Below are 26376 nucleotides of genomic sequence, written 5' to 3'. Positions count from 1 at the left end.
GTCGCCGACCTTCGCGATCGTCAGCGGCCGAGCGGGTCACAGTCCACCAGCCGCTCGGATGCTTGCTCCGGTGACATAGCTGGCCTCGGAGCCGAGCAGCCAGACGATGGCCGGAGCGATCTCGTCGGGCTCTCCGGCTCGGCCCAACGGGATGCGCGCAGCAGCGCGCCCGGCACGGTCCGGATCCCCGGCATCGGCGTGGATCCTCGTGTGCACCGTGCCCGGCGCCACGGCATTGACCCGGATCCCTTGATCGGCGACCTCCTTGGCGAGTCCCACGGTCATCGCTTCGACCCCGGCCTTGGCTGCGGCGTAGTGAACGTAGTCGTGTGCCGAGCCCAGCGTGGCTGCTGCCGAGGAGACATTGACGATTGCCCCACCGTGTCCGCCGCGGGTGGTGGACATTGCCCGGACCGCCTCACGCGCGCACAGCAGCGCGCCGACGAGGTTCACGTCGACGACCCGGCGCAGCACCGCGACCGGGGTGTCCGCCAAGTCTCCAAGATGTGCGGTCAGTCCGGCGTTGTTCACCAGTCCGGTGACGGCGCCCAGGTCCGCGGCAGCGGCGAACAGCTCGGCAACGTCATCCTCGTCGGTCACGTCGCCGGCCACGGCGACGGCTCTCACGCCGTGGTCCTGTGCTACCGCGGCAGCCCTCTTGGCCGAGGCGCGGTCGTCGCGGTAGCCGACGATCAGGTCGTGTCCTGCACGCGCCAGGTGCGCGACGGTGGCTGCGCCGATCCCTCGCGCCCCGCCGGTGACGATCGTAAGCGGACGGACTGCCGGTGGCACGGGTCCCGCGGGTCGGCTTCGTGTGTCACTCATGGTTGTCAGTCCTGTCGTGGCTGGTGTCTGCACTCCAGGTCTCCCAGAGGGCTGCGTAGGAGGTCGCGGTGGTGACGAGGTGGTCGTGGTGGCCGAGCTCGGTGATGCGGCCCCCTTCCATAATGGCGATGCGGTCAGCGTCTCGGGCAGTCTGGAGTCGGTGGGCCACGGCGATGATGGTGCGGCCCTGGAGGGTGGCGGCGAGGGCTTGTTCGGTGCGGCGAGCGGTCGTCGGGTCCAGCAGGGCGGTGGCCTCGTCTAGGACGAGGGTGTGGGGATTGGCGAGCAGGACTCGGGCGAGCGCGACGTGCTGGGCCTGGGCGCCGCCGAGCCGATGGGTGCCGAGGTCGGTGTCGAGCCCGTCGGGAAGGTCGTCGAACCAGTCTGCGCCGAGGACGTCGAGGGCATCGAGGAGCTCGGCGTCGGTGGCGTGAGGTGCCGCGATGGTGAGGTTGTCGCGCAGCGGGTCGGCGAACACGTGGTGCTCCTGGGTCACCAGGACGATGTGCTGGCGAAGCTGCTCGGGTGCGAGGTCGGCGACGTCCGCACCGCCCACGGTGACCCTTCCTGATCGGGGACGGTCGATGCCGGCAATGAGGCGACCCAGGGTGGTCTTGCCTGCTCCCGACGTCCCCACGACGGCGAGATGCTCGCCGGCCCGGACGTCGAGGTCGACACCGTGGAGGACGTCGGCCCCGTCATAGGCGTAGCGGACGTCGGTGACGACGATGTCCTGGTCGGTGGGGACGGCCGTGACGCCCTCGGCGCTGCGTCGTGGCGGTTCCGCTGACGAGGCGAGCCCCTCGGTGCGGGCGAACGAGGCGGCGCTGCTCTGCAAAGTCTCCACCCAGATCAGGATCGTGTCGATCGGGGTGGTGAGCTGGCGCAGGTAGAGGACGACCGCGACGACGGTGCCGAGGCTGAGCTGGTGGTCGAGGTAGAGCAGGCCGCCCACGCCGAACGCGGCGCCGACGGCAAGAGCGGTGGAGGCGTCGATGGTCGGGAAGAACACGCTCCGCAGGCGAAGGGTGCGCAGCTGGGCCGCTGTCGCGGCAGCGATCGCGGACGAGCAGTCGGCGGCCCGCCGCTCCTGCAGGCCCAGCGCTTCTACCGTCCGGGCGCCGGCGGCGGTGCCGGCCAGGACGTCGGCGACCTCGGCATGCGCGGCTGCCTGGGCCAGATAGGCCGACCGGGCGCGGCGCAGGTACCAGCGCAGGACCACGGGGATGGCGACGAGTGCGACCAGTCCGACGGAGCCCAGCACGGGGGAGAGCAGGACGACGGCGACGATGATGATCAGCGCCTGGGCAAGGGCGAACACCATCTCTGGCGCGGCGTCGCGCAGAGCGAACGACACCAGGCCGGCGTCGGTCGTGGCACGTGAGGTCAGGTCGCCGGTGCCGGCCCCTTCGACAGCTCGTGCAGGGATCCGCATGAGCCGGTCGGCCAGCTGCTCGCGCAGTCGGGCGGCGGTCCGTTCGCCGAACCGGTAGCCCAGGCGGCGGGCCTGGTGCCCGATCAGAAGCTGCGCGGCCGCGGCAAGCACCACGAGGAGGCCCAACCGGTCGATGGTCGCGACCCTAGCCCCGGCCTGCACCTCGTTGACGATCTGCCCGAGCAGCCACGGCCCGACCAGACCTGCGCCCGCCGCCGCGCAGTTGGCGAGCAGCGCGGCGATGAATGCTGCGCGGTCGGAGCGGATGAGCCGCCACGCAGCACGGCGGACCTCGCCGGGCTCTGCCACCGGCAACGGCTGCGCGCTCATGCCTGGATCTCGGGGTCGTGGGCGCTGGTGGCCGGTCGTCCGCGGTGGACCAGAGCGGCGTAGGCGGGGTTGGCCAGCAAGTCGGTGTGGGTGCCACTTGCGACCACCCGACCGTCGGCGAGCAGGTGCACTTCGTCGGCTCCTTGCAGCACGAGCGCGGACGTCGAGGTGACCAATGTGGTCTTGCCGCGACGGTGGTGGATGAGGCGGTCGACGATGGTGGCCTCCGTGGCGGCGTCGAGCGCCGAGGTCGGGTCCACCGCGAGCAGGACGGTCGGGTCGGCAATCGTCGCCCGAGCGAGCCGGACGCGTTGGCGTTGACCGCCTGAGAGGTTCCGTCCCCCGGAGTCGATCCTCGACCCGAGGCCCTCGGGCAGGCCCCGCACCACGTCGTCGGCGGTGGCTGTGTGCAGCGCGTCCAGGATCGCAGCCTCACCGAGACCGGTGACGTCGAGGCGACCGGCCACCACCTGGGCCAGTGACCCGGCGAACAGGGCGGCGTCGTTGTCGGCCACCAGTACCTGCTCGTGCAGTTGGGCGGGATCGAGCTCGGAGGTCGGCTGCCCGGCCCAGGTGGCACCTAGGCGGAAGCCGCCGAGCCGGTCGACGAGGGCTACGGCGTCGGAGTGCTGGGCGGTGGCGACCGCAGCGAACGTCCCCGGTGTGATCCGCAGCCCGGAGGCCTCGTCGATCAGGTCTCCACGCCCCGGGGGCACCGCCGTGCCGGTGCTGTCGGGGCGCACGTCAAGGAAGTCTGTCACCCGACGTGCGGCCACGAGAGCCTGGCTGAGGTCGAGCGCGCCCTCGATGAAGGAGGCCACCGGCACCGCCAGCACCGCGGCGTAGCCAGCGACCGCGACCAGTTCGCCCACCGTGATGCTGCCCTCGACCGCGAGCCGGGCGGCCAGCCACACCACCACTGCGGAGAACAGTGTCGGCAGCCCCAGACCGGCTGCCTGAATCACGCTCGTGACGCGGCCGACCCGATAGCCGTGCTGCAGCAGCCGCTGCGACTCGGCGCGGAAACGGTCGGCGTAGACCGCTTTGCCGCCCAAGCCGTTCAGGACGCCCAGCCCCGCGACGATGTCCACGATCCGACCCGTCACTCGGCCCTGCTGCTCGCGATACGGCGTACCGACCGTCCGGAGCCGGCGCGTCGCCGGGCCCACGACCAGGGCCAGGACCGGAACCCCCGCCAGCACGACCACAGCCAGTGCCACCGAGATCCGCAACAGCAGCACCGCGATCACCACGTAGGCGAGCACCGCACCGACTCCCGGCCCGGTCGCGGTGAGACTGCGCCCGATCGTCCACGCGTCCCCACCTCCGATGGCCACGACCTCCCCGGTGAGCGCGCGACGCGCCATCGTGTCTCCCAGACGGATGCCGTGGGCGTTCACCTCTGACACCGTCCGCAGCGCCGCATCCATGCGCACCCGGGTCATGGTGCGATGCCGCCAGATGCTCAGGCCCGCCAGGACGCCCCCGACCAGGAGCAGGACAGCCGTCCACCCCAGCACCACGTTCTGCTGGCTCTCCGCGAGGCTGTCGATCGCACGGGACAGCACGTACGGCGGTAGGGCGAGCCCCACCATCCAGGCGCTGCCGAGCACCGCTCCGAGCGTGACCCGGCCGCGCTGCCGAGACACGAGCCACGCCAAGTACGACCACGGGCCACGGGTGTGGGGGCGCGTCAGCGGCACGGTGCTCCGGCGCATGTGTCGGCGTCCCCATGCCTTGCCCGTCCGGACCACGACGACCAGCATCACGGCGAGAAGTGCGGCGGAGGTCGCCGGGACGAGGTCCAGGGCCAGCGTGTAGCTCATCACGACCCGAGCCGCAGCATCGATGAGGAAGGCCAGTCCGAAGCCCCAGGTCATGCCCCGCATCGCTCGCCGAAAGGTCTCGCTCGTCTCCCACGACCGGTGCCAGTCCTCGGCCGGCGCCGGGGGCATGAAACCGACGGTCGCCGTGAAGACGAGCGGTCGTGCCCGCAGCAGCGACAGCAGGACCCAAACTCCGACGAAGCCGGTCAGATAGCTCTCACGGGCCATCAGGAGCCGCGAGTCGGCAGTCATGAGGCCGATCGCAGTCCCGACGGTGATGAGCCCGAGAGCGAAGAGGCTAACCCCGGGGACGCGCCGCCGGAGGACCAGGCCGGCGCTCAGGCGGAGCATAGGCAGGGCGGCCCCGGCGAGGAGCGCTGTCCAGACGGATGCGCCCAGTGCGCGGAGCACGTAGTAGGACGCAAGCGGGACGACGAGGTCGATGAGGAGGAAGCCGGTGAAGGCGGCCGGACCGCTTCTCGAGGCCCTCATCGTGGCTCCGTGGCCTGCAGTGCACGTCGGACGATGGTGACCACGTGCTCGGCGTGGCCTCGTGCGTCAGCCGTCGGGTCGCAGGCGGCGCGGGCCGCGGCAGCGTCGATCGACGCCCGCATCGTCATGGCCAGCACCCCGGCGTCCACATCCGCGGCCTCACCCGTCGCCCGCCCTCGCTCGATCAGCTCTCGCAAGTGGGCGCTCAAGGGATCCTCGCCTCCCCGGGGGCCGTTCGCAGGTCGCATGTTCGCCGCCACCTCCATGACTGCGCGCACGTGCCTCGGATGGTCGGCGACGAAGGTGAGGGTGCTCCTGATGCAGGTCGCGAGCTCGCCGATCACCGAGTCGCGGTCGCCCGTCGCCTGGCCGATCTGCTCGCCGGCCTCGCGGTAGAGGGAGGTCACCACCTCGCTCAACAAGTCCTCCTTGGTCGGGAAGTGGTAGGTCACCACTCCTTTGCTGACGCATGCGTGGCGAGCGGACGTGCCCGCGAACCCCAGCTCGGACCAGCACGTCACCGCGCAGTCGAGCAGCTGGGCCTTTCGGGCCAGGCCGCCGAGCGACGGGGTGGGCGAAGCTGTCGTACGCACTTACGACCATTAGCGCGATCGCATGAATCCGACATCGCCGTCCTTGCAGGGTCGATGACCTCAGCGCGACGCCGGGGCGTTTCGGATGGCCTGCGCGGTCGCGCTCGGGTCGTAGTCCTGGGGAGCGCCGCCGACGAGGATGATGTCGCCCTGGATGTGCCGGGAGCGGAGGGGTGCGATCTCCCGGTAGGCGGGAGAGTCCCACCAGTCCCTGGCCTCGTTGATCCCGGGAAAGCCGATCACCACGACGTGTCCGGCCCACGTGCCCTCCTTCACCTCCGGTGGCGTGCCGTGCACGAGGAAGCGGCCCCCGAAGGGCTCGAACGTGCCGGCGATCCTCTCCATGTACTCGGCGACGTCCGGGTGCGGCTCGGCGTCGCGCAGATGGGCGATGGCGTAGGCAGTCACAGAAGGTTCCTATCTGGAGAGGGTCGGTTCTCGGGAGCGTCAGTCGAGCGGTCTGAGTTGGCGTGGCCGTGAAGCCGGTGGACAAGGAAGTCAAGGATCTCGTCGCGTGCCGTGGCGGTCGGTTCCCCTTCGCGATCGATGAGGTGAACAGTGACCACGCTGTGGGGATAGGGGACGTGAGCGGCGAAGAACGGCGGTGCGTCACTATTCGCGGCAGTGTCGGGGAGTTCGCGGCTGACGAAGGAGTCACCCAGGGCTTGCGCGTAGGCATCGAAGCGTGCCCTGGTGCAGACCTTGTCACCTTCGAATCGGTAGGCCAGGACCGTGAGACCGTCACGCTCGAGACGTTCCTTCACGGCGGTGAGCTCGGCGTCGCTGATCTCCAGGACACCCGGCTCATCCAACGGCAGGGACGGCTGGCAGGCCACCGGCGCGACGACGGCGCTCTCGAGCATCATGGTGATGGCGAAGTTGCCGGTGAAGCACATCCCGATCGCGCCCACACCTGTTCCCCCGCACTCACGGTGCGCCGAGCAAGCGAGGGCCATCAACCAGGTCGTGATGGGGCTCGACTCGCCACCGCCGAGTGCGCGGAACTCCTTCGCGACGCAGAGACGACGAAACACCTGTGCCCCGCTGTCGGCGTCGCCGAGGGCGCCGTCGGTGCCGAAGAGGGAAGGCAGGTAGACCGTCATGCCACGATCGCGGACCCATCGGGCGAAACGAGCGACGTGTGGGCTGATGCCGGGCATCTCGTGCATCACGATCACGCAGGGACCGTCGCCGCTGACATACACCCGACGCGCCTGACCGAGGAGCGAGATGGACCGGACGGTGAAGTCGGCGAGGTCGTCGTCTTGGGTCACGTCGTGATCCGTCATGAAGATCCCCCCTGCGATGGATCGTCGCGGAGTGCGGCCGATCTGGTGACTACGATGGATCACTATGAAGTCCTTGAGGGAGCGAGACCGGCCACATTTCGGGCGGTTCGAGACATGACCTCGGTCCGCGTACTGGATCTCGAGGGAGCGATGGCCACCTCCGTGGCCATCACGGTTGATGTCCTCGACACCGCGAACCGGTTAGCCCTCCGATCGGGACGGGCCAATCAGTTCGACGTCCAGCCCTGGCTCGCCAACGACTATGGAGACGCAACGGAACCGGTGGACCTCGTGGTCGTCCCTGGCCTCGGGATGAGAAACACCCAAGAGGTTCGCAGCCGACTCGCAGCGCCCGATGCCAGAGCGGGGGCGCACTACTTGAAGGAAGCCGCCGCAGCAGGTAGCGAGATCGCAGCCTCGTGCGCCGGAGTGTTCCTCCTCGCCGAAGCCGGCATCCTCGATCAGCGACGTGCGACTACCACCTGGTGGCTGGCGCCGCTGTTCGCCTGCAGGTACCCCGCAGTACGGTTGACACCTGCTGATCTCGTCGTCACCGACGGCCCGGTGACAACCGCAGGCGCAGCCTTGGCGCACCTGGACCTGATGCTGACGCTCGTAGGGCGTCACGCTGGGGAGGCGCTCGCCCGGGAGTGCGCCAGGTACCTCGCGGTTGACCGTCGTCGGTCGCAGTCTCCCTACGTGATGCCCGAGACGATCGAGGGCGCCGACAGCGATGTCGCAATCGCGCGGTCCTGGGCGCTCCAGCACCTCGGCACAAGCATAGGAGTGAGGGACCTGGCCGCCGCCGCACACCTCAGTCCGCGCACCTTCACCCGCAGAATCAGCGAAGCCACAGGAATGTCACCTGCTCGGTTCCTACGACGCCTGCGTGTCGAGCGAGCTGTCGAGCTTCTGCACAACACTGACCTCGCCGTCACCGGAGTCGCCCATGCAGTCGGGTACAGCGACCCGACGGCACTTCGACGGGCCATGGGCCAAGAACTCGGCATGAGCCCCCGGACAGTCCGCGGACAGCGCACCCGCGCCCACTGAATGACATCCGCGACCGGCGCGCCCCATCGCTTTGCACGAGAGCGTCCGAAGGCCGTCGGCACTCGGCTCGGCCGAAGTCCTTCAGCGGACCAAATGACCGGGGGGTGTCAGTCACCAGAGCAGGAATGTCATCCGCACGATCGGAGACGTCGCCTATGGTCGTCGCCCGAACGAGTCGAGCAGCCGGATCTGTGGTGACGCGTCAGCAGGCAGCGTTCCGCTCGGACCGGCGCCATACGCTCCGAAGGCAAGCATTTCGTCCAGATGCGGCTCGACCGTGTTCAGCACGCCGACAACAGTCTGCGGATCAAGGGTCTCGTCGAGACGCGCGGCACGCAGGAGGTCCCACGCATGCACTACCAGGTCGACGAGACGGAATCGCACGTAGGCGGCGACGGGAACATGTCCGTTCGGGCCCGCGACCTGTCTCTTGGGCGATGTCGCGAAGAAAGCCTGTGCTTGGCGCTGTGCGGACTCACTCACGTCAGCGACTGGGTCATCGCCGACCTGCCTGGCTGCGAGCATGGCGTGGGCCTCGTCGCGCCCAACGCCTGCCAGCAGAAGTGCGGTGAAGCGATTCCCCACCACCACGTGCTCAATCAATTCGCGTACCGAGATTCCCGACGGCGTCGGTTGCTCCGACGAGTCCGCGGGCAATTGGCGCACAACTCGTTCGAACTCTGCCGAAGCTGCCCTGATCAACTCCATGCGCTACAGGCTAGCGGCACGAGCCGCTCGTCCGGGAGGCGACCAACCCGACTTGCCTGGCGGGACCGGAGTGTCCAGGAAAGCAAAAAGGGGGACCAAGATTGTTATGTGACGAACAACCTGGACACCCTGTTGACCTCACTGTACGTGAAGATCGACGACGAACTGGCGACAGGCCGACGGATGGGCAGACCACCGCAGTTGACTGATGCGGAGCTCGTCACGCTCGCGGTCGCTCAGGCTCTGCTGGGCTTCGGTTCCGAGACGCGCTGGCTGCGCTACGCGAACTCGCACATGTCCTCGATGTTTCCGTATCTGGCGCAACCACACGACCGGCGCGCCGATCATGCGGTCGCTGGTCGCATTCGATCACTGAAGTCATCGGACTTGATCGTCTAGGAGCGGAGTCGGCGAAGGTGTCGCGGCCGGGAGCGGTATCCAGGCACTCGCACAGTTCCACGCTTTCCTGGGTGTCGTCCCGAGCCTTGTGCCGTCGTCCTGTCCGCTGTGGCCCCTCACGTCCCGCACGACGCCCCTGGTGGAGAGCTGGCTCCTGTGCGAGAGCTCGGCGCCGTACTTGGACATCGAGCTCTTGACCGGCATGAACCGGCGAGACGCCCGCCCGGTCGTGCGGGCGTCTCGTGTCGGAACGTCTGGCGAACGGCGCCTCCGCCCAGCTGCCTGGTCGTGCCGCCGCCGTCATGCGCGCGGACCGTTGCCGTCAGCTCGACGGCATGCTTCGCGCGACTCACGGGCCCGCCGTGCGGCAGTGGGGATACGGTCAGCCTCGTACCCGGTGCGTAACCGGCCTCGTGCCGCCTCGCGGCAGGTGGGGTGCCGGCCGCCGGTCACTTGGCGAGGAAGGCGAGGAGGGCGTCGGTGACTTCCTGGGCGTGGGTCCACAGCAGGCCGTGGGGGGCGCCGTCGATGACGACGTAGTCGGCCTGCGGGAGTGCCTGGTGGAAGCGTTCTCCGGTGGCCTCGATAGGCAGGATGCGGTCAGCGGTACCGTGCAGGATCAGTGTCGGCACGTCGATCTTGGGCAGGTCGGCACGGAAGTCGGTGGACCAGGTGGCCACGCAGGCCAGGGAGGCGTACGAGGAGGCGCCGGCGGCGACGTTCCAGCTGTTGCGGACGGCTTCCTCGCTGATGCGGGTGCCGAGGTTCTCGTCGAGGTTGTAGAAGTTCTTGTAGAACTCGGTGAAGTAGGCGTAGCGGTCGGCGGTGACGGCACCTTCGATGTCCTTGAAGATCGTGCCGTCGACGCCGCCGGGGTTGTCGTCGGTCTTCAGGAGGAAGGGTTCGAGGGAGGCGAGGAAGGCGGCCTTGGCGATCCGGTCGGAACCGTAGGTGCCCAGGTAACGGCCGACCTCGCCGGTGCCCATGGAGAAGCCCACCAGAACGGCGTCGCTGAGGTCGAGGGTCTCCAGGACCACGTTCAGGTCGGCGGCGAAGGTGTCGTAGTCGTAGCCGGTGGTGGGCTGGCTGGAGCGGCCGAAACCGCGCCGGTCGTACGTGATCACGCGGTAGCCGGCCGACAGGAGTGCGGCGGACTGCTTCTCCCAGGAGTGGCCGTCGAGCGGGTAGCCGTGGATCAGCACGACCGGCTGCCCCGTGCCGTGGTCCTCGTAGTACAGGTCGATGCTGGTGGAGTTTTCGTGGTCGACGGTGATGAACGCCATGGTGGTTATTGCCCTTCGGTGTGAATGCGTCTGAGGGTGAAGTGCCCGGTCGGGCACGGCTGTGCGGTGGGGTGCGCGCTGAGCGGCAGGGCGGGGCCGTCGGTCATCGGACCGTGCGGGCCGCCTGCTCGACGATGCGGGTGACGGCTTCGGGGCGGGATACGGATACGGCGTGTGACGCGTCGATGGTCGTGGTGCGGGCCTTGGCGCGGGCCGACATGAAGCGCTGGGCGGCCACGGGGATGTTGCGGTCCTCCGTGGTGACCAGCGACCAGGAGGGGATCGTCTTCCATGCGGCCTCGGTGGACTTTTCCTCCAGAGCAGCAGCGGCGACCGGACGCTGGCCGGCAGCCATGAGCGCGGCCTTGTCCGTCGGCACGTCCGCGGCGAACTGGTTGCGGAACTTCTCGGGCTTGATGTACACGTCCGCACCTTGACCGCCGTCGGGCAGGGAGTAGTTGACGGACTCGACGGCCTCGCCGAGGGTGCTGCCAGGGAACTTGTTCGTCAGTCCGATCGAGCTCTCGCCCGCGGTGGGCAGGAAAGCCGCGATGTAGACCAGAGCCTTCACCTTGTCCTCGAGGCCCGCGGCAGCCTGGCTGATGACGGTGCCGCCGTAGGAGTGGCCGACCAGGACCACCGGCCCGTCGATGTGGTCGAGGACGCTGCGCAGGTAGGCGGCATCGGTCGCCGGACCCCGCAAAGGGTTGGCGGCGGTCACAACCGGATAGCCGGCGCGCTGAAGCCGGGCGACGACACCGTCCCAGCTCGCCGCGTCGGCGAACGCTCCGTGTTCCAGCACGATCGTCGGACGTGGCGCGTGGTGGGGCGTCGCGCCGGCTGTACCGGGCAGGGTGACGGCGGCGACGGACAGGCCTACGGCCGTGGTGACACCGAGCAGCACGGATCGGCGGCTCGGACGGGCCAGGTGAGTGATGCGCATGCGTGAAAATCCTCTTGGTTGGTTGATGGTCTCGACGGACCGTGCGGACGAAGCAACCGGTGCGTCCGAGGAACAGGGCCCCGGGTCGCCTCGCCTGTGGCTGAGTTCGCGTACGTCCGACCGCGTTATGCGATCAGCACGGATCGGCCTGCTGGTGGCCGTCATCGGCAGCGGTACGGAGAGTGCGGCTGCGGGTCAGCGGCTCGAGTGGCCCTGAGGCATTGCCCTCGCCCGGTCGCCGGGAGTGGAGCGTCCTTCGTCTCATATGACGACCGGACGGCCGGACCGGTTCACCCGGAAATGGGCTGCTCGTTCGCGGTCGTCGCACGCACCCGGGAGGCCCTCGCGGCGATGCGGGCCCTGCTCGACACCGCCCGTTCCGCCCTGTGCCGACAGTTGCGGTACATGCGTCAGCGATCGGCGGGACTCTCGCCACCGATCCGCGGGGCCCGGTGTGGCCGCACACGGAGTCTGCTGCCGAGCCCGGGGGCCGGGCGCACGTCAGCCAGTGGATTCCAGGACTTCGTAGACCTGCTTAATGTAGTCGTGAGTGCGTTCCGAGCCGAGGATCCCGTCGCCCACCCGGTTCATCGTGTACGAGAATGTGACACCCCGGTCGAGGTCCATCACGACGATCGAACCGCCCCGGCCGACCCAGAAGCAGATTCTGCCGGTGGGCATGTGCGGCATCGTCCTCGAGTCGGCGAGTGCGTAGCCGATGCCCCAGCAGACGGGGACGCCCAGGAACAGGTCGACTCCGTCGGCCTGTACATCGAGCACCTTGTCCACCGTCTCCGCGGAGAGAAGTCGGAGGCCGTTGACATGGCCACGCCGTGAGATGATGGAGAGGGCACGGGCCAGACCTCGTGCGTTGCCGTGGCCGTTGACGGCTCCGAGTTCGGCGGAGCGCCACTGCGGGGTGTCCACGTGCTCGTCACGGGCGGGGCTTCCGGCCAATGTTTTAGTGAAGATCCCTTCGGGGTCGAGGCCGGTGGGTATCCCGGAAAGCTGCGACGGTGGCACCAGATCGGCGATGCGAGGCCAGTCGGCCTGACGCGCGCCGATCTGGACATCGGCTTGCGTCGGCTTGGCGATCTCGGTGTCAACAAACTCCGTCAACGTACGGCCACTGACCCGCCGGACAAGCTCTCCCACCAGTTGTCCTTGCGTCTGCACGTGGTAGCCCGAAGCGGTGCCCGGCTCCCACCACGGGGCCTGCGCAGCCAGCCGGGCGCTCGCGGTGGGCCAGTCGTACAGGTCTTCCATGGAGAAGGGCTGCTCCCAGCCGGAAAGTCCCGAGGTGTGGGACAGGACGTGCCGCACCTCGATGTGCTCCTTTCCCCGGGCGGCGAACTCGGGCCAGTAGTGCGCGACCGGGCGGTGCAGGTCCAGTGTCCCCCGGTCGACGAGGACGAGGGCTGCGAGGCTGGTGAGGGTCTTCGTGGTCGACCACACGCTCACCAAGGTGTCCCGGCGCCACGGAACGGTCCGCGCTTGGTCCGCGTGGCCACCCCACAGATCGACTTCCATGACCCCGTCCACATCGACGGCGATCGACGCTCCCAACTCCTCGCCGGCTTCGAGATGCGCTGCCAGCGCCGCTCGCACCGGTTCGAATCGGGCAGTGCTCGTTCCCTCGACGATCATGTTCTTCTCCACTCCGGACGACAACCTTTCGCTCACTCAACGGGCTGAACGTCGGGGCGGTTCACGTATCGCAGCAGGTCATGGCATCTGTTCGCATACCACTCCCGCGAGAGACGGATACGGAACCGTGTGCAGGCCCTCTCACTCCGCCGTACCGCCGCAGGGCTGACGCTTAGGTCGCGAGCCGTCGGACCCGGACGACGCAGATGCCGGTCTGCGGGGGTGGATGCGGACGATGTCGAGGTAGAGGAAGGAGAGAGAGTCGGCGACGCGGGGGAGCATGGCAACGGTGGGTGCGGCGAGTTCACGCCGGGCATTGCTGGCGGTGAGGGGAAGGCGGCCGGGTCAGCTTGGCCGGGGCACCTGGTACTTCTCGACGCCGACGACGGCCTAGACGAGTAGATCCGAAGTTTCGGCCCCTCAAAGGGGCGAGGGTGCCCAAGATCCGTGTGTGACGACAGACCTGAACACCCTCTTGACCGCACTTTATGTGAAGATCGATGACGAGATCGGGGGAACTCGGTGCTTCGGCCGACCGCCGTTGCTCAACGACTCCGAACTCATCTGCCTCGCGGTGGCCCAAGCCTTGCTCGGCTTCCACTCTGAAGCCCGCTGGATGCGCTACGCGCACAAGCACCTTCGCGGCATGTTCCCGTACCTGCCGCAGCGAGCGGGCTACAACAAGCGTCTCCGCGCGGCCCTGCATCTGGTCAGACGGCTGATCCGGGAGCTTGCGATGGACAGCGACTTCTGGTTCGACAACCACTGGATCGCCGACTCCACGCCGGTGCCGTGCGGGATGTCCCGCCCGACGGTGCAGCGCTCGGACCTGGCGGGATGGGCCGGCTACGGCTACTGCGCCTCCCACTCGCGGTTCTTCTGGGGCCTGCGCCTGTACCTGGTCTGCACCCCGACCGGGATGCCAATCACGTGGGCCCTGGCCAACCCGAAGATCGGTGAACGCGAGGTCCTGGCCGCGATGCTGGAGGTCGACGCAGACCTGGTCGCCGAGCGCGAGGGCATCCTGCTGATCTCGGACACGGGCTTCGCGTCCAAGGCCTTCGAAAAGGCCCTGGCCGAGCTTGGAATCGAACTGCTGCAGCCCTCCCGTAAACAGGAGAAGCAACGGTACGGCGAGCCGATGCTCAAGAAGGTCCGCCAGCTTATCGAGTCCGTCAACGACACCCTGAAAGGGCAGCTCGATCTGGAACGGCACAGCGGGCGGACCTTTGAGGGCGTCGCCGTCCGGGTCGCCCAGCGCGTGCTGGCGATGGCGGCCGGGATCTGGCATAACAACAGGATCGGTGCACCGGTTACCCGCTCACTGGTCGCCTACGATCACTGATCGCCACACGGCGGCCCTCCCGCCACTCATCGCGTCGGCATCCCTCCGTGGGGGCTGTTGACCACAATCGGCAGAGACCCTTCAACGAGGTAGGGATGCTCGGGGAAGTAGTCGATGTGGAGGTGGCCACCGCCCTCGCCGGTGGCCACGCTCTGGAGGTTGGCTGCGAGGATTGCCCTGGCTCCGGGATCGCCGCTGATCACCAGTACCCGCCGCGAGGCGTCCAGTTTGATCCGAACCCCGGGGCCGGAAGCCTTCCTGACTTCGACCCCTGCCAAGGTGTCACCGTCCAGCGGTGACGTGGAGCCGATGAATCCGTCGCCCTTGGCCACCGCGCTTGCCAAGCCGGCCAGTTCCTCCGCTGAAGCGGTGAGATCCACTTCGCCGAACACGGGATCGGAAACCAGTCGCACGGCGGCGCTCCTTCAAGGTCGGGGACCCCATGATGCCGTTGGAGGTCATCCGCCCTGCGCTCACCCCCGCAAGCCGACCAGACGCGACCAGGTACATCGGAGCCACTCGTCTAGGACGGGGACACGGTGTTCCTGCCCCCCGCCGCAACCTTCCACCTCGCCCGCTGCCCCAGGGCCGGCACCCGGACGGCGGGGGCGCCCCTGTCCAGGCGGCGCATCACGTAGCTGACGAAGGCTGCCGCCGGATGAGGCCCTGCTAATATCCTGTCCGATATGCGGGAAGCGGACAACGGAGTCCTCGTCACTCCTGGGCCCAGAGCCACCGCGACACGATTCCTGTGGGCGCCCGGTGGGTCGAGGCCCCAATCGATCACCGCGCGAACAGGTCGTCCACGTGCCGGGCCCCGGTCAGGTGTGCACCATGAGTGACGCCGTGAAGTGAGATTCGGCTGGGTACGGTGAGAGCTGTGGGGCAAGGCCTTGACTTCGGACTGCTGGGTCCGCTGGAGGTGCGGCGGGCGGGGACTGTGCTGGACCCGGGCCGACGCAGGCAGCGGCTGCTGCTGATTCGCCTGCTGCTCGCCGACGGCCGGGCGGTCTCGCCGCAGACGCTGTGCGAGGAACTGTGGCCACAGCAGCCGGGGCGGGCGCCGGGCACAGCGCTGGGCTCCCTGCACGCCCACATCAGCAAGATACGCGCGGTCCTGGAACCCCAGCATCTTCGCCGCCAGGGCGCCTTCGAGCTGCTGGTCACCGAACCCCTGGGCTACGCCCTGCGTGTGGCGCCCGAGAACCGTGACACCGTGCGCTTCGAGCGCTCCGTCGCCCAAGCAGTCCGGTTCATGGACCAAGGCAGACCTGATCGCGTCGTGGACGAGGCCCATAAGGCCCTGGACATGTGGCGCGGCGCGGCGTTCGCCGACGCCGCGCACCACCTGTTCGCCGCCCAGGAGACAACACGCCTGGAAGAGCTTCGGCAGACCACTCGCGAAGTCCGTGCCACTGGCCTGCTTCTGCGCGGCCGGATCACCGAAGCCCTGCACGCGGCGCAGGAGATGACCGCACAGCACCCCCTACGGGAAACCGGCTGGGCCCTGCTGCTGCGAGCCCTGTACCTGGCCGGACGACACCCCGAAGCGCTGCAACGCTATACCGACGTGCGCCGGCACCTGGCCGACGAGCTCGGCCTCGAACCGGGTCCGGCGCTGCGCGCCCTACACCAGGGCATCCTCCACCATGACCTGCCGTCCCTGCTCCCGGACGACCGGACGTACGACACGGTGCCCCAGGGCGGCCGCCACCTGAGCAGGACCATCACGACCGAGGCGCCGGACGGAGGCGAGTCGACCTCGCCGGCCGCCGACCGGTCCGACAACGCGGAAGCCGAGTCCGGCGCACGTGGTGCAGCCGTTGCGGACGGCGGGAGAACAGCGTCCCTCACTCTGCCCTCGGCACGTCCGGCGCAACTACCGCGCAGCCTGCCGGTGTTCGCGGGGCGGGCGGCTGAAGGTGCGTGGCTGTCCGCCGTCAGCGGTGCACCGGGCCGCCCCGGGCCCGTCACCGCTCCCGCCGTGGTCATCAGCGGTACACCCGGTGTCGGCAAAACAACCTTCGCCGTGCACCACGCACACCGTGTCGCCACCTCGTTCCCCGACGGGCAGCTCTTCGTCAACCTGCGCGGATTCCACCCGCACGCATCCGCCGTCGACCCCGGTAGCGCCCTGCACGGCTTCCTCACCGCTCTGGGCGTCCCCGCCCCGCGCATCCCCGAAGACACCGCCGACCGCAGCACACTCTTCCGCAGCATCGTCGCCGACAGGAAGATCCTCCTCGTCCTGGACAACGCCCGCGACGAGCAGCAGGTACGCCCTCTGCTTCCCGCAGGAGCGGGCTGCCTCACCCTGATCACCAGCCGCAACCAACTTCCCGGTCTCATCACCACCGACGGTGCCAAGCCCCTACGGCTCGCGCTGCCCTCACCTACCGAGGCGCACGAGGCCCTCGAACGACGTCTGGGAACCGAACGGCTCGCCGCCGAGCCCACCGCCGCAGCCGACATCATCCGTCTGTGCGGACGGCTTCCCCTGGCCATGGCCGTGGTCGCGGCCCGCGCGGAACTCGACCCCTCGCTCCCCCTCCACTCCGTGGTCGAGGACCTCCATCACACCCACGGCGGACTCGAAGCATTCACCGGCTTCGACACCACCACCGACGTGCGCACCGTCTTCTCCTGGTCCTACCAGTCGCTGGATGAGCACGCCGCCCGGCTCTTCCGCCTGCTGGCCCTGCACCCCGGCCCCCACATCACCGCCCCCGCCGCAGCCAGCCTCGCCGGCCTTCCCCTCTCCCGGACGCGCCGTGCACTCGCCGAACTGCTCAGCTCCTGCCTCGTGGAACAACCGCTGCCCGGTCGCTACAGCCTGCACGACCTCCTGCGCGGCTACGCCACCGAGCTCGCTCACACCCACGACACCGGCGAGGGGCGCCATCAGGCCACTCTCCGCGGCCTGGACCACTACATGTTCACCGCCTGCGAGGCGAACCGGTTCCTCAAGCAGGACATATCGCACGACCTCGAACTCGGTGCACCCCACTCGGGTGTCAGGCCGGAAGAACTCACCACCGCCACGCAGGCGACCCGATGGTTCACCGCCGAACAGGCCGTACTGACCGGAATGCTCCACACCGCCGTCAGCCAGAATCTCGACGATCACATCAGCGGGCTCGCCTGGTCGCTCAAGGAGCACCTCAACCGTCAGGAGTTCTGGCCCGAGGCCATCACCGCGCTGACGCCCGCCCTCGAAGTCGCCCGGCGTCGCAACGACTCCCTCGAAGAGGGCCGTTGCCTACGGCACCTGGGTGGCATCCACGGCTACCTCGGCTATCAGGAGCAAGCTCTGCATCAGCTTCGCCACGCGACAGCGATCTTCGAAAAGCTCGACGACATCGGTGAACTGGCACGAGCCCACTACGTCACGGCCTGTGCGCTGTTCCTGTTCGGGCGGACGGCGGAAGCTGTGGCAGCCTCCGAGCGGGGGCTGGAACTCTCCAGGGAGACAGGCGAAGAGTTGTGGCTGGCCGAGTGCCTCCTCGAGCTCGCCTGGTTCCACTCCAACCTGGGGAACCTCGAGAAGAGCCTTCTGTACAGCGAGGAGGGCATCGCCTTGTTCCACCGCCTCGACGCCCCCTGGCAGCTCGCCCAGGCGTGGGACATCCTGGGCCACAACCTCCGCCTGCTCGGCCGTTATAAGGACTCGGCAGCGACATACCGGCGGGCGTCGAAGGCGTTCGAGGAACTGGGAGACCACAGGAACGCCATCGGCACGCTGATGCGGCTCGGCGACACCCGGCTCTCCATGGGCGACCGGGAAGGCGCACGGGCGGACTGGGTCGACGCCCTCGAAGACGCCGAGGCGCGGAAGATGACACACAGCGCTCAGCAGGTCCGGGACCGGCTCACCGCCCTCGACATGGACGCGGACCCCACGCCCACCGTGCCGGAGAGAGCGGTCGGGAAGCACAAGCTCCCCGTTCCGCGGGGTAAGGGTCCTGCGGTCTGAGCCCTGGCACTGATCACAGACACTCCTCATCCGTTTCATCACGGGGGCATTCGCCGGGACGACAGCGGGTTCGGGCACTTTCGGAAGGCGTGGCGGGGCATCCGGCGCGGATCTGAGCGCCGTGATCACCGGGCGGGTGCCCCTCTGCTGTGAACGACCGCGACAGAGAACCGGTTCACCCGCGCGTGGGGAGACGCAGAGGGTGCCCGGGATCACCGAGAAGCACCTCGATGTCGCCGCTGACAGCGGTGAACACGGCGTGCGGCCGGGGGAGGTCGTTTCCTCCAGGCGATCCTGCTGACGACCGGTCGGTGCGTGCATGAACCGACCCTGCTGTGCACTCGTCCTCATCCGAGGAGAAGCCGTGCCGTCCGCCGTCCGGCCGTCGGCAACCGAGCAGCGCCTCCACCGTCTCGGCAAGGTGTGCGCTCGGGGCACAGGCCAGTCCTGGACCGCGGTGCCTTCACCCCAGTGGGCACCGAACGGAGTCCGGACATCCTGGGGCGGGAAGCCGCCGACGTCGTCCTGAGGCCCGTTCTCGGCGCCGCCAGCCTCTTCCGCGCCAGACGGCCGTACGCCCGCCCCCCTGCCCCGACCCCTGTTTCCTCGGACGAATGAGAGCGACGACGATGCCCCAGACGGACAGCCCCGACCCGACCGGCATCCCGGAGGGTAGCGGGACGGGATCCGCGCCCATGCCGTTGCCGGTCCGGAAGCCGTCGAAAAATCTGGCGAAGATGCCGGGCGGGCCCCGGACACCGGACGAGGCGCAACGCGCCGACGTCGCCCGGGCGCTGCGTGCCACACGCCGTGCGGCGTCCGGCACGCCGGTCCCCGCAGCTCACCCCTCCGGTGCCGGTGGCACACCTTCGCCACACAGCCACCCGCCCGAGGAGAATGCGACATCGACGTCCCGCCTTCCCCGCACACCGGTCCTCGTCGGGGCGATCGCCGGCGCTTCACTGCTTATCGGCGCGCTCCTGCTGGCCGGTCTCGGTGGCGACCCGGAAAGCCCCACCTCGTCCCCTCTCGCCGGCCGCACCCCGCGGGCCGGAAGTGCTCATTCCGGGTACGCCCCCTCCTACGAGGGCGCAAAGACCGGCACGGAGCCCGCGGAGGAGAGACGGAAGGCGGACAGCGAGGGGGAGGCTCCGCGGGAGGGGACGGATGAGGGCCGGGAGAAGGAGAAGGCCGCGAGCACCAGCGGGGCTGCCGCACCCGAGGACGTCGGCGAGGCCGTGTCCGGTCATGCGGGAACCGCCTCAGGAACCGATGCGCAGACATCCGGCGACTCGGTCGCCCCTGACCGCGAGGACGGGACGGTGACCGGGCAGACGCTGACCGGCCGGCAGTCGGGCAAGTGCCTCTCCGGAGGGATCGCGGGGACCCCGTTGACCATCCGGGCCTGTGAGGGGTCCGCCGATCAGCGGTGGGAGTTCCGCTCGGACGGGACGGTCCGTTCGCTGGGGCTGTGCATGGATCTCGTCGACGCCTCGAAGGGCAACGGCACCGTCGTCCGGGTGGCCTCCTGCACCGGCGCAGCCGCTCAGCAGTTCCATCTGAACGCGACCGACGACTTGGTGTCCCGCTTCGCCACCAAGTGCGTGGATGTCTACGACAGCCGGTCCGCCGACGGAACCCGAGCCATCCTGTGGCCTTGCACCGGTGCCGCGAACCAGACCTGGACCCGCTCATGACCCGCGGACGACCCAAGCGGTCTTCGCCCGGCACCAGGTGCGCGGGGCGAGGGTCGCCTCGCAGGAACTATCCGCGGGCCGCGTGCGGATGCCACGCCGGGCAGGCCCGGCTCGCGGGCGGTACGCCGGGTGGTCAGCCGCAGGACTGGTCAGGCTCGGTTCTCCGCCTGGAACATCCAGCTCTGCTTCTCCAGATCGGCCGTAAGTCCGATGAGGAGGTCCTCGGTGACGACGTCCACCGGGCCGATCTCGGCGAGGCGCTTACGCAGTCTCCCGGTCACCGCCGAGAGCGCGTGCGCCAGGGCCTCGACGGCGTCGCTGTCCTTGATCCATCCTGACGGAAAGGCGGTCACTCCACTGGTCCCCGCTATGGTCGCGGCCCGTCCGTCCGGGCTGATGCCCAAGGCGGCCGCACGCTCGGCCACCGTGTCGGCGTGGTTTCTAGCGATGATGGCGGCCTCGTCGAGCTGGACGTGAACCGAGCGGAAGCGCGGGCCGTACAGGTTCCAGTGAGCCTGCTTGGCCACCAGGGACAGGTCGAGAAGGTCGGTCAAAGTCGCCTGCAGCGCCGCACCCGCGGTCTCGCGGTCGCGCTTCGGCAGAGAGTTCTTGATGACCGGCATGGGAGTGCGGTCCTTTCGTGAGTGGCACCGGCGTCCTGAGCCAGGACGTCGGCGACTGCCGTTCGCAGAAACGTGCCGCAGCGCGCTTCTGTGGGACGTGATGAGCCCGAGGCTAGGAACGGCGTGAGCCCTCTGTGGGTTCAGTCGTCCGACACGTGACTCCGAATCGAGCATGAGGGGTTCTGCCGGTATCGGCTCGAGCCCATACGTCCATGCCTTCGTGATCGCAGCCAACTGCGTCCCGGCTCAGCCCTCGCCCCGTCACGAATCCCGACCACCCCTACCAAGTAGAGTTCCTCATGCAGTCGATACCGACAACCCGAGCCGCGGGCCCGTCCCGGCTGAGCGAAGAACGCCGATGCATCATCTTCACGGCGGTCCGGGAAGTGCTCAAGGACGTGGGCTTCGCAGCACTGACGATGGACATGGTCAGCGCGAAGGCGCGCACCAGCAAAGCTGGTCTCTACCGCCGGTGGCAGCACAAGACGCAGCTGGTGGCAGCGGCCCTCGAGCAGAGCGAACGTATCCGCATCGACACCGTCGACACCGGCACCCTCGCGGGAGACCAGGAAGAGGTCGCCGTGAAGGCGGGAGAAGACGGGGGCCACCGCCCGTCTACTCTCCTCGATAACGCACGCGATACGCGGCGACAGACACCTCGCGGAAGCACTGCACAGAAACGTCGTCGATGGGCACCTAGTGACCTGAGTCAGAGATTCGCTGGCAGTAGCTGGCGACCTTGTCGAGGATTTCGTCGGCGGTCTTGGTCCAGATGAAGGGCCGTGGGTGGTCGTTCCAGTCCGCGACCCAGGCCCGGATGTCGCGTTCCAGTGCTTGGACGGAACGATGGACGCCGCGTTTGAGCTTCTTCTGCGTGAGCTCGGCGAACCATCGTTCCACCAAGTTCAGCCAGGACGAGCTGGTGGGTGTGAAGTGCAGGTGGAATCGAGGGTGGGACAGCAGCCACTTCTTGACCGCCGGTGTCTTGTGGGTCGCGTAGTTGTCGAGGATCAGGTGCACCTCGAGGCCGGCTGGCACTTCCTTGTCGACCTTGGCCAGGAACTTCTTGAACTCAGCTGCCCGATGGCGCCGGTGCAATGAGCCGATGACTTTGCCGGTCGCCACCTCCAGAGCCGCGAACAGGGTGGTGGTGCCGGCACGGATGTAGTCGTGGCTTCGGCGTTCCGGGACGCCCGGCATCATCGGGAGCACGGGCTGGGACCGGTCCAGGGCCTGGATCTGCGACTTCTCGTCCACGCAGAGGACCAGCGCTCTTTCCGGTGGATCCAGGTAGAGGCCCACCACGTCGCGGACCTTGTCGATGAAGAACGGGTCCGTGGACAGCTTGAAGGTCTCAGACCGGTGCGGCGCGAGTGCGAACGCCCGCCAGATTCGGGAGATCGCCGACTGCGACATGCTCGTGGCGGCAGCCATCGATCTGGTCGACCAATGGGTGGCGTTCTTCGGCCTCTCCTCGAGTGTCTTGACGATGACCCGCTCGACGTCGGCGTCACTGATCTTCCTCGGGGCGCCGGGCCGCGGTTCGTCGGACAGGCCGTCGAGGCCACGTTCGATGAACCGCCGCCGCCAGGTGCGGACCGTGTCCGCGGCAACATTCAACCGGCGGGACACCTCCAGGATCGAATGCCCCTCGGCGCACTCCAGCACGATCCGCGAACGCTGAGCCAGAGCCTGGGCCGTCGAACGACGACGCACCCAACCCTCCAGCACAGCCCGCTGGGCATCAGTCACCGACAACGGCGGAATCTTCGGACCGGGACGACTCATGAACAACCAACGACGAACCTGCGACTCAGGTCACTAGAAGCACTGGGTCTGCTGCTGCGCCGCGCGGTGGAGAGGGGGAAAGTCTCCACGGGCTGTCCTGACATCGCCTACTTCCCGCAGTTGGTGCTCGGCGCGATGTCGTCACAGGAGGCAGTGACGGCAGCAGATCCCGACACGGCCCACCTACGCGCTTACTTCAGGTCCGTCGTGCTTCCAGCCTGGACTACAGGCCCCGATGACGACCGTGCGACCGGGGCCGCGCCATGGTCACACCCCCACGATTCCCTGCTTCTCCAGCGCCTTGCGCAACGCCCGCACGGCGTAGAAGGCGCGGCTTTTGACGGTGCCGGCCGGTATGCCGAGGTGCTCGGCCGCTTGGGCAACGCTGCATTCCAGGTAATACATGAGGCAGATGACGGATCGCTGCTGCTCGTTCAGCTCCGCCAAGGCCCGCGACACCGCATGGGAGTCGATCGCGGATGCCGTGCTGTCGCTCGAGACGTCCAGTTCCTCGACGGCCATGTGCTCCAACGGCCTCACACGGCGCGCCCGGTGATGGTCGATGACGAGATTCCTCGCCACGGTGAACAACCACGGGCGAATGCTCTCGTGGCGGGTGCCCAGGAACCGGGCGTGTTTCCAAGCGCGGGCCGCGGTCTCCTGGAAGATGTCCTCCCCCTTGTGCCAGTCACCATCCAGCAGGCGCGCGGCGTACCGGACGAGCAGAGAACCGTACTGGTCGTAGATGTCTCTGACGAAGGCCTCGCAGTCGACATCGGATGCGAGGTTCCGGTCATGCGACCAAGTCGGAGCGGAGGCAGTGGTCCGCAGTTCCATGATCTCGTTCATGCGTGGCGCTCGATCCTGTACGAGTGTTCCGGGGCGTGCTCAGCCGCCTACGCGACCGAACGGCTCACACACTCGTCTGAGGCCCTTGGCGAGACCTTGTCGAGTTCTTGCCGTTCCGTAAGGGCCGGAGTGCTGCGCCGCCCCCGGAAGGAGTGAGATAACTACTCGGGGTGGCCTTGCGCTGTGTCGGCACTGCGGGAATACCGTGGCCTGCGACAGCGGCTGAGAAGCCACGCTGCTCGGTAGGACGGTCCCGCCGAGAGTGTGTTGGATTTACCCGGATGCGGCCGCCCCCACGATGCGGGAGCACGACACCCGGCGTTCGCTGTGGCCGACGTTCCTGCCTGCCTGGATCGAGCGTGTGAACGGCTGAGGATGATCGCGACCGCCCCGAAGTAGAACGCTCAGTTGGTGAACGGGAGCGCCCTTTTCCACGTTGCGCTGATTGGACGTGCCTGCGTCCCTGCGATGCCGCCGTGCGCTGCGGCCCTCGGCGGCACCACACCACTATGGAAGGAACAACTCACCAGTGAAGCGATTCATCACACGCCTGGCGGTGGTCGCGGCTGCCGGGGCTATGGCCGTCGTGCTGCCTGCCTCGTCGGCGTCCGCCATCAACCGCACCGACTGCAATGGACTGGGTCTCCTGTCGCTTCACAACGCAGGCGGCTCCCTCTGCTTCGCCAACGCGGGCGTGCAGAGTGTGGCGATCTACGGCGTGGACCAGATCTGGACCGGAGACAACAAGGTCACCTTGGAGTACGTGCCCAGGCTGGGCGCGCCGGCGACCAGCGCGACCGTGGACAAGTGGCATTTCGGCAACGTCCCCGGCGAGCCTATCCACAAGATCACGAAGATCAGGATCTGGTAGTCCCCGCCAGCAGGAACGAGGTGGCTGCGGGTCCTCGTCAGCGATGACGTCGCCGCGATGGGTCCATTGAGCCTTTCCGGCATCGTCTCTCCAGGGCGGGCGCCGTGGCGGCGATGTCCATCCTTCGGCTCGGGCCGCGGCGGCTCCGGTAGAGAATCCGGTAGGGCTTCAGGCGGGCGACGCCTCGTTCGACAGTAGCGCGGGCCCGGGCGAGTGCCCGGTTCAACGTCCGTTCGGTCGGTGGCAGTTCGCCCCGGCGACGATCGGGGCGTCCGGGCGCTCGCGGATTCGGATGATGCGGTGGGTGCGCGCGACGATCAGTTCTGAGCGCGGCCCGGCAAGGCCTGCGAGATCCGCAGAAGGACGGCCTTGGGGATCGGTGACGATCCGCGCGTCCACGCCGTGGCGCCGGTGTCTGTGGGCGCAATCGGCGCGTCCGTCGCCCAGGCGGTCGCACTCTCTGAGGATGCCGTCCGCAGCACGTAGTCCTGGTCGTGCTCGCGCAGTGTTTGAGCAGGCCTGGCGTCCGATCGGCGGGGAGCCTCACTCCGGGCTTCGGCATGTCCGTGGGCGGTGCCCACGGACATGCCGAAGCCGGCGGCGCTCTGCGGGAGATCTGGGTGGTGGGGGCGAACCGGTGGCGCAACCCGGAGGACGACCTGCCCGCCGACTTCGAGGACAACCGGGACGTGCACTACGCCGCGCTGGGCCAGCCGCAGGACGCCAGGGAGTTCATCGCCGCCCTGCAAGGCAAGCTCCGCACTTCGCTGGACCGCTTCGACCGCGCGTTGGTGGAGGGCACGACGGGCGGGGTGGCGATCGTCAAGGAGCACGGCGAGCCGTGGATCAGGGTCTCCCCTCGGGCGAAGCAGGAGGAGCCGGAGAGCCTGGTGGCGGTCAAGGGCGAGATCGAGCGGCGCTGGGGCACCATCGACCTGCTGGACATCCTGAAGTACGCCGAGTTCGACACCGACTTCATCGCCGAGTTCACCTCGGTGGCCACCAGAGAGAACCTGTCGAAGGACGTGCTGCGGCGCCGCCTGCTGCTGGTGCTGTTCGGGCTGGGCACGAACATGGGCATCAAGCGGGTCGCGGTGACCGGCAAGCACGGCGAGAACGAAGCGACCCTGCGGCGGGTGCGGCACCTGTTCGTCAACCGCGCCAACATGCGTGCCGCCCTACGCAAGCTGGTGAACGCCACCTTCGCCGCCCGGGACGAGATGTGGTGGGGCACCGGCACCGCGTGCGCCTCCGACAGCCGCAAGTTCGGCGCCTGGTCCTCCAACCTGATGACCGAGTGGCACCAGCGCTACCGCGGCCCCGGCGTGATGATCTACTGGCACGTCGAGCGGAAGTCGGTGTGTATCTACTCCCAGCTCAAGTCGTGTTCGGCCTCCGAGGTCGCCTCGATGATCGAGGGCGTGCTGCGGCACTGCACCGACATGGAGGTGGACCGGCAGTACACCGACACCCACGGCGCGTCCATCGTCGGCTTCGCCTTCGCCCACATGCTCGACTTCAAGCTGATGCCGAGGCTGAAAAACATCGGCTCCGCGAAGCTGTACCGGCCGGCGGCCGGTCAGGACGAGAAGTGGCCGAACCTCGCGCCGGTGCTGTCCACCAAGACGATCAACTGGGATCTGATCACCCAGCAGTACAACCAGATCGTGAAGTACACCACCGCCCTGCGGCTGGGCACCGCCGAGGCCGAGCAGGTCCTGCGCCGGTTCACCCGGGGTGGTCCCAAACACCCCACGTACCAGGCCATCGAAGAACTCGGGCGGGCGGTACGGACCTCGTTCGTGTGCGACTACCTCGCCGACGTCGAGATGCGCCAGGAGATCCACGAAGGGCTCCAGGTCGTGGAGAACTGGAACTCCGCGAACAAGGACCTCTTCTACGGCAAGGACGGCGACCTGGCTGGCGCGGACAAGGAGTCCCAGGAGGTCAGCATGCTCGCGCTGCACCTGCTCCAGTCCGCGTTGGTGCACGTCAACACGCTGCTGATGCAGGAGGTCCTGGCCGATCCGAAGTGGGCGGACAGGCTCACCGACGCGGACCGCCGGGCGCTGTCGCCGCTGTTCTGGACCCACGTGAATCCGTACGGACGGTTCGAGCTGGACATGAACAGCCGCCTCGATCTGGACTTGTCCATCCGCGCGACGGTACCCGGCCCACGCACCCAGCAGGGAGAGGCTGCCGCAGCCCCGGCGTGACAGCCGGGCTCCGGGCCCACCCGGAGCCCGGGTGAAGACGATGTTGCCCGGGACGATGAAGCGACCTGGGCAACGTGCGTGGCGGCACCGTGCCGATGGCCATGACCCCAGGCACACGAGGATGGGGCCGGGCTCTCCTCGCTGACACATCAACTCCATGTGCCGCTACTGGTGCAACTTCGCGACCCGGG

The 26376-nt window shown here is 68.4% G+C and carries 22 protein-coding genes and 1 pseudogene; 8 read left to right on the top strand and 15 right to left on the bottom strand.

What is annotated here, in order from left to right; translation table 11 throughout:
- Positions 1 to 36 precede the first annotated feature (36 nt).
- From OG927_RS34695 to OG927_RS34670, 6 genes are read right to left on the bottom strand one after another with little or no spacing between them, the layout of a single operon-like run.
- Positions 37 to 825, bottom strand: a complete 789-nt coding sequence (locus OG927_RS34695; RefSeq protein ID WP_408058141.1) for an SDR family oxidoreductase — start codon at positions 823 to 825, stop codon at positions 37 to 39.
- Positions 818 to 2590 carry an ABC transporter ATP-binding protein gene (locus OG927_RS34690; RefSeq protein WP_330321514.1) on the bottom strand — a complete coding sequence of 591 codons (1773 nt, stop codon included), beginning with the start codon at positions 2588 to 2590 and terminating at the stop codon, positions 818 to 820. The genes OG927_RS34695 and OG927_RS34690 overlap by 8 nt, the downstream gene beginning before the upstream one ends.
- Positions 2587 to 4908 carry an ABC transporter ATP-binding protein gene (locus OG927_RS34685; protein WP_330321513.1) on the bottom strand — a complete coding sequence of 774 codons (2322 nt, stop codon included), beginning with the start codon at positions 4906 to 4908 and terminating at the stop codon, positions 2587 to 2589. Before OG927_RS34685 ends, OG927_RS34690 begins: the two co-directional genes overlap by 4 nt.
- Positions 4905 to 5501: a TetR/AcrR family transcriptional regulator gene (locus OG927_RS34680; RefSeq protein WP_330321512.1), complete on the bottom strand. Its 597-nt coding sequence runs from the start codon at positions 5499 to 5501 to the stop codon at positions 4905 to 4907. The genes OG927_RS34685 and OG927_RS34680 overlap by 4 nt, the downstream gene beginning before the upstream one ends.
- A gap of 60 nt (positions 5502 to 5561) precedes the next feature.
- The gene (locus OG927_RS34675) at positions 5562 to 5909 is read right to left on the bottom strand and encodes a DUF1330 domain-containing protein (RefSeq protein ID WP_330321511.1); all 348 of its coding nucleotides are present in this window, start codon (positions 5907 to 5909) and stop codon (positions 5562 to 5564) included.
- Complete coding sequence (locus OG927_RS34670) at positions 5906 to 6790, bottom strand: dienelactone hydrolase family protein (RefSeq protein WP_330321510.1); 885 nt, start codon at positions 6788 to 6790, stop codon at positions 5906 to 5908. The genes OG927_RS34675 and OG927_RS34670 overlap by 4 nt, the downstream gene beginning before the upstream one ends.
- A 150-nt stretch (positions 6791 to 6940) precedes the next feature.
- On the opposite strand from OG927_RS34670, the gene OG927_RS34665 reads away from it, so the two are divergent.
- Entirely contained in the window at positions 6941 to 7843 is a 903-nt protein-coding gene (locus OG927_RS34665) for a GlxA family transcriptional regulator (protein ID WP_330321509.1), read from the top strand.
- Between the two features lie 153 nt (positions 7844 to 7996).
- On the opposite strand, the gene OG927_RS34660 is transcribed toward OG927_RS34665, so the two are convergent.
- Entirely contained in the window at positions 7997 to 8551 is a 555-nt protein-coding gene (locus tag OG927_RS34660; protein WP_330321508.1) for a TIGR03086 family metal-binding protein, read from the bottom strand.
- A 108-nt stretch (positions 8552 to 8659) separates the two neighbouring features.
- Between OG927_RS34660 and OG927_RS34655 the strand changes: the two are divergent.
- A pseudogene (locus OG927_RS34655) lies at positions 8660 to 8875 on the top strand (IS982 family transposase); the annotation flags it as partial.
- Positions 8876 to 9399: 524 nt separating this feature from the next.
- Here OG927_RS34655 and OG927_RS34650 read toward each other — a convergent pair.
- From OG927_RS34650 to OG927_RS34640, 3 genes are all read right to left on the bottom strand, one after another.
- Positions 9400 to 10233, bottom strand: a complete 834-nt coding sequence (locus tag OG927_RS34650; protein ID WP_330321507.1) for an alpha/beta fold hydrolase — start codon at positions 10231 to 10233, stop codon at positions 9400 to 9402.
- Between the two features lie 103 nt (positions 10234 to 10336).
- Positions 10337 to 11176 carry an alpha/beta fold hydrolase gene (locus OG927_RS34645; protein ID WP_330321506.1) on the bottom strand — a complete coding sequence of 280 codons (840 nt, stop codon included), beginning with the start codon at positions 11174 to 11176 and terminating at the stop codon, positions 10337 to 10339.
- 501 nt (positions 11177 to 11677) lie between these two features.
- Positions 11678 to 12823: a serine hydrolase domain-containing protein gene (locus OG927_RS34640; protein WP_330321505.1), complete on the bottom strand. Its 1146-nt coding sequence runs from the start codon at positions 12821 to 12823 to the stop codon at positions 11678 to 11680.
- Between the two features lie 451 nt (positions 12824 to 13274).
- On the opposite strand from OG927_RS34640, the gene OG927_RS34630 reads away from it, so the two are divergent.
- Positions 13275 to 14168 (top strand): IS982 family transposase, encoded by an 894-nt coding sequence (locus OG927_RS34630; protein ID WP_330321504.1) that lies wholly within the window; start codon positions 13275 to 13277, stop codon positions 14166 to 14168.
- 26 nt (positions 14169 to 14194) lie between these two features.
- Here OG927_RS34630 and OG927_RS34625 read toward each other — a convergent pair whose 3' ends face one another.
- Complete coding sequence (locus OG927_RS34625) at positions 14195 to 14581, bottom strand: Imm32 family immunity protein (RefSeq protein WP_330321503.1); 387 nt, start codon at positions 14579 to 14581, stop codon at positions 14195 to 14197.
- Positions 14582 to 15048: 467 nt separating this feature from the next.
- Between OG927_RS34625 and OG927_RS34620 the strand changes: the two genes are divergently transcribed.
- Both OG927_RS34620 and OG927_RS34615 read left to right on the top strand, forming a co-directional pair.
- A complete protein-coding gene (locus OG927_RS34620) occupies positions 15049 to 18141 on the top strand; it encodes an AfsR/SARP family transcriptional regulator (RefSeq protein WP_330321502.1) in 3093 nt (1030 codons plus the stop codon).
- A 614-nt stretch (positions 18142 to 18755) separates the two neighbouring features.
- Positions 18756 to 19838, top strand: coding sequence for an RICIN domain-containing protein (locus OG927_RS34615; RefSeq protein WP_330321501.1), 1083 nt, complete (start codon positions 18756 to 18758; stop codon positions 19836 to 19838).
- Between the two features lie 149 nt (positions 19839 to 19987).
- On the opposite strand, the gene OG927_RS34610 is transcribed toward OG927_RS34615, so the two are convergent.
- A complete protein-coding gene (locus OG927_RS34610; RefSeq protein WP_330321500.1) occupies positions 19988 to 20461 on the bottom strand; it encodes a Dps family protein in 474 nt (157 codons plus the stop codon).
- Positions 20462 to 20760: 299 nt separating this feature from the next.
- On the opposite strand from OG927_RS34610, the gene OG927_RS36125 reads away from it, so the two are divergent.
- Positions 20761 to 21237, top strand: coding sequence for a TetR/AcrR family transcriptional regulator (locus tag OG927_RS36125; protein WP_408058140.1), 477 nt, complete (start codon positions 20761 to 20763; stop codon positions 21235 to 21237).
- On the opposite strand, the gene OG927_RS34605 is transcribed toward OG927_RS36125, so the two are convergent.
- Together OG927_RS34605 and OG927_RS34600 are read right to left on the bottom strand one after the other, a co-directional pair.
- Entirely contained in the window at positions 21158 to 22249 is a 1092-nt protein-coding gene (locus OG927_RS34605) for an IS630 family transposase (protein ID WP_330321499.1), read from the bottom strand. The two genes, OG927_RS36125 and OG927_RS34605, sit on opposite strands and share 80 nt — an antisense overlap.
- A gap of 267 nt (positions 22250 to 22516) precedes the next feature.
- Positions 22517 to 23098 (bottom strand): sigma-70 family RNA polymerase sigma factor, encoded by a 582-nt coding sequence (locus OG927_RS34600; protein WP_330321498.1) that lies wholly within the window; start codon positions 23096 to 23098, stop codon positions 22517 to 22519.
- 529 nt (positions 23099 to 23627) lie between these two features.
- Between OG927_RS34600 and OG927_RS34595 the strand changes: the two genes are divergently transcribed.
- Complete coding sequence (locus tag OG927_RS34595) at positions 23628 to 23969, top strand: beta/gamma crystallin domain-containing protein (protein ID WP_330321497.1); 342 nt, start codon at positions 23628 to 23630, stop codon at positions 23967 to 23969.
- A gap of 37 nt (positions 23970 to 24006) precedes the next feature.
- On the opposite strand, the gene OG927_RS34590 is transcribed toward OG927_RS34595, so the two are convergent.
- Positions 24007 to 24531: a transposase family protein gene (locus tag OG927_RS34590; RefSeq protein WP_330321496.1), complete on the bottom strand. Its 525-nt coding sequence runs from the start codon at positions 24529 to 24531 to the stop codon at positions 24007 to 24009.
- Positions 24532 to 24535: 4 nt separating this feature from the next.
- Between OG927_RS34590 and OG927_RS34585 the strand changes: the two genes are divergently transcribed.
- Positions 24536 to 26185 (top strand): transposase, encoded by a 1650-nt coding sequence (locus tag OG927_RS34585; RefSeq protein ID WP_456293805.1) that lies wholly within the window; start codon positions 24536 to 24538, stop codon positions 26183 to 26185.
- Positions 26186 to 26376 lie beyond the last annotated feature (191 nt).

It is taken from the genome of Streptomyces clavifer, assembly GCF_036345975.1.
GTDB lineage: Bacteria > Actinomycetota > Actinomycetes > Streptomycetales > Streptomycetaceae > Streptomyces > Streptomyces clavifer.
The sequence above is the reverse complement of the archived record's forward strand: the minus strand, read 5'-3'. Positions and strand labels throughout refer to the sequence as shown.

Excerpts from the sequence above, each read along its gene's own strand:
- OG927_RS34695 (WP_408058141.1), bottom strand. The coding sequence starts at position 825 with ATGAGTGACACACGAAGCCGACCCGCGGGACCCGTGCCACCGGCAGTC.
- OG927_RS34690 (WP_330321514.1), bottom strand. The coding sequence starts at position 2,590 with ATGAGCGCGCAGCCGTTGCCGGTGGCAGAGCCCGGCGAGGTCCGCCGT.
- OG927_RS34685 (WP_330321513.1), bottom strand. The coding sequence starts at position 4,908 with ATGAGGGCCTCGAGAAGCGGTCCGGCCGCCTTCACCGGCTTCCTCCTC.
- OG927_RS34670 (WP_330321510.1), bottom strand. The coding sequence starts at position 6,790 with ATGACGGATCACGACGTGACCCAAGACGACGACCTCGCCGACTTCACC.
- OG927_RS34665 (WP_330321509.1), top strand. The coding sequence starts at position 6,941 with ATGGCCACCTCCGTGGCCATCACGGTTGATGTCCTCGACACCGCGAAC.
- OG927_RS34660 (WP_330321508.1), bottom strand. The coding sequence starts at position 8,551 with ATGGAGTTGATCAGGGCAGCTTCGGCAGAGTTCGAACGAGTTGTGCGC.
- OG927_RS34650 (WP_330321507.1), bottom strand. The coding sequence starts at position 10,233 with ATGGCGTTCATCACCGTCGACCACGAAAACTCCACCAGCATCGACCTG.
- OG927_RS34645 (WP_330321506.1), bottom strand. The coding sequence starts at position 11,176 with ATGCGCATCACTCACCTGGCCCGTCCGAGCCGCCGATCCGTGCTGCTC.
- OG927_RS34640 (WP_330321505.1), bottom strand. The coding sequence starts at position 12,823 with ATGATCGTCGAGGGAACGAGCACTGCCCGATTCGAACCGGTGCGAGCG.
- OG927_RS34615 (WP_330321501.1), top strand. The coding sequence starts at position 18,756 with ATGAGAGCGACGACGATGCCCCAGACGGACAGCCCCGACCCGACCGGC.
- OG927_RS34610 (WP_330321500.1), bottom strand. The coding sequence starts at position 20,461 with ATGCCGGTCATCAAGAACTCTCTGCCGAAGCGCGACCGCGAGACCGCG.
- OG927_RS36125 (WP_408058140.1), top strand. The coding sequence starts at position 20,761 with ATGCAGTCGATACCGACAACCCGAGCCGCGGGCCCGTCCCGGCTGAGC.
- OG927_RS34605 (WP_330321499.1), bottom strand. The coding sequence starts at position 22,249 with ATGAGTCGTCCCGGTCCGAAGATTCCGCCGTTGTCGGTGACTGATGCC.
- OG927_RS34600 (WP_330321498.1), bottom strand. The coding sequence starts at position 23,098 with ATGAACGAGATCATGGAACTGCGGACCACTGCCTCCGCTCCGACTTGG.
- OG927_RS34590 (WP_330321496.1), bottom strand. The coding sequence starts at position 24,531 with ATGCCGAAGCCCGGAGTGAGGCTCCCCGCCGATCGGACGCCAGGCCTG.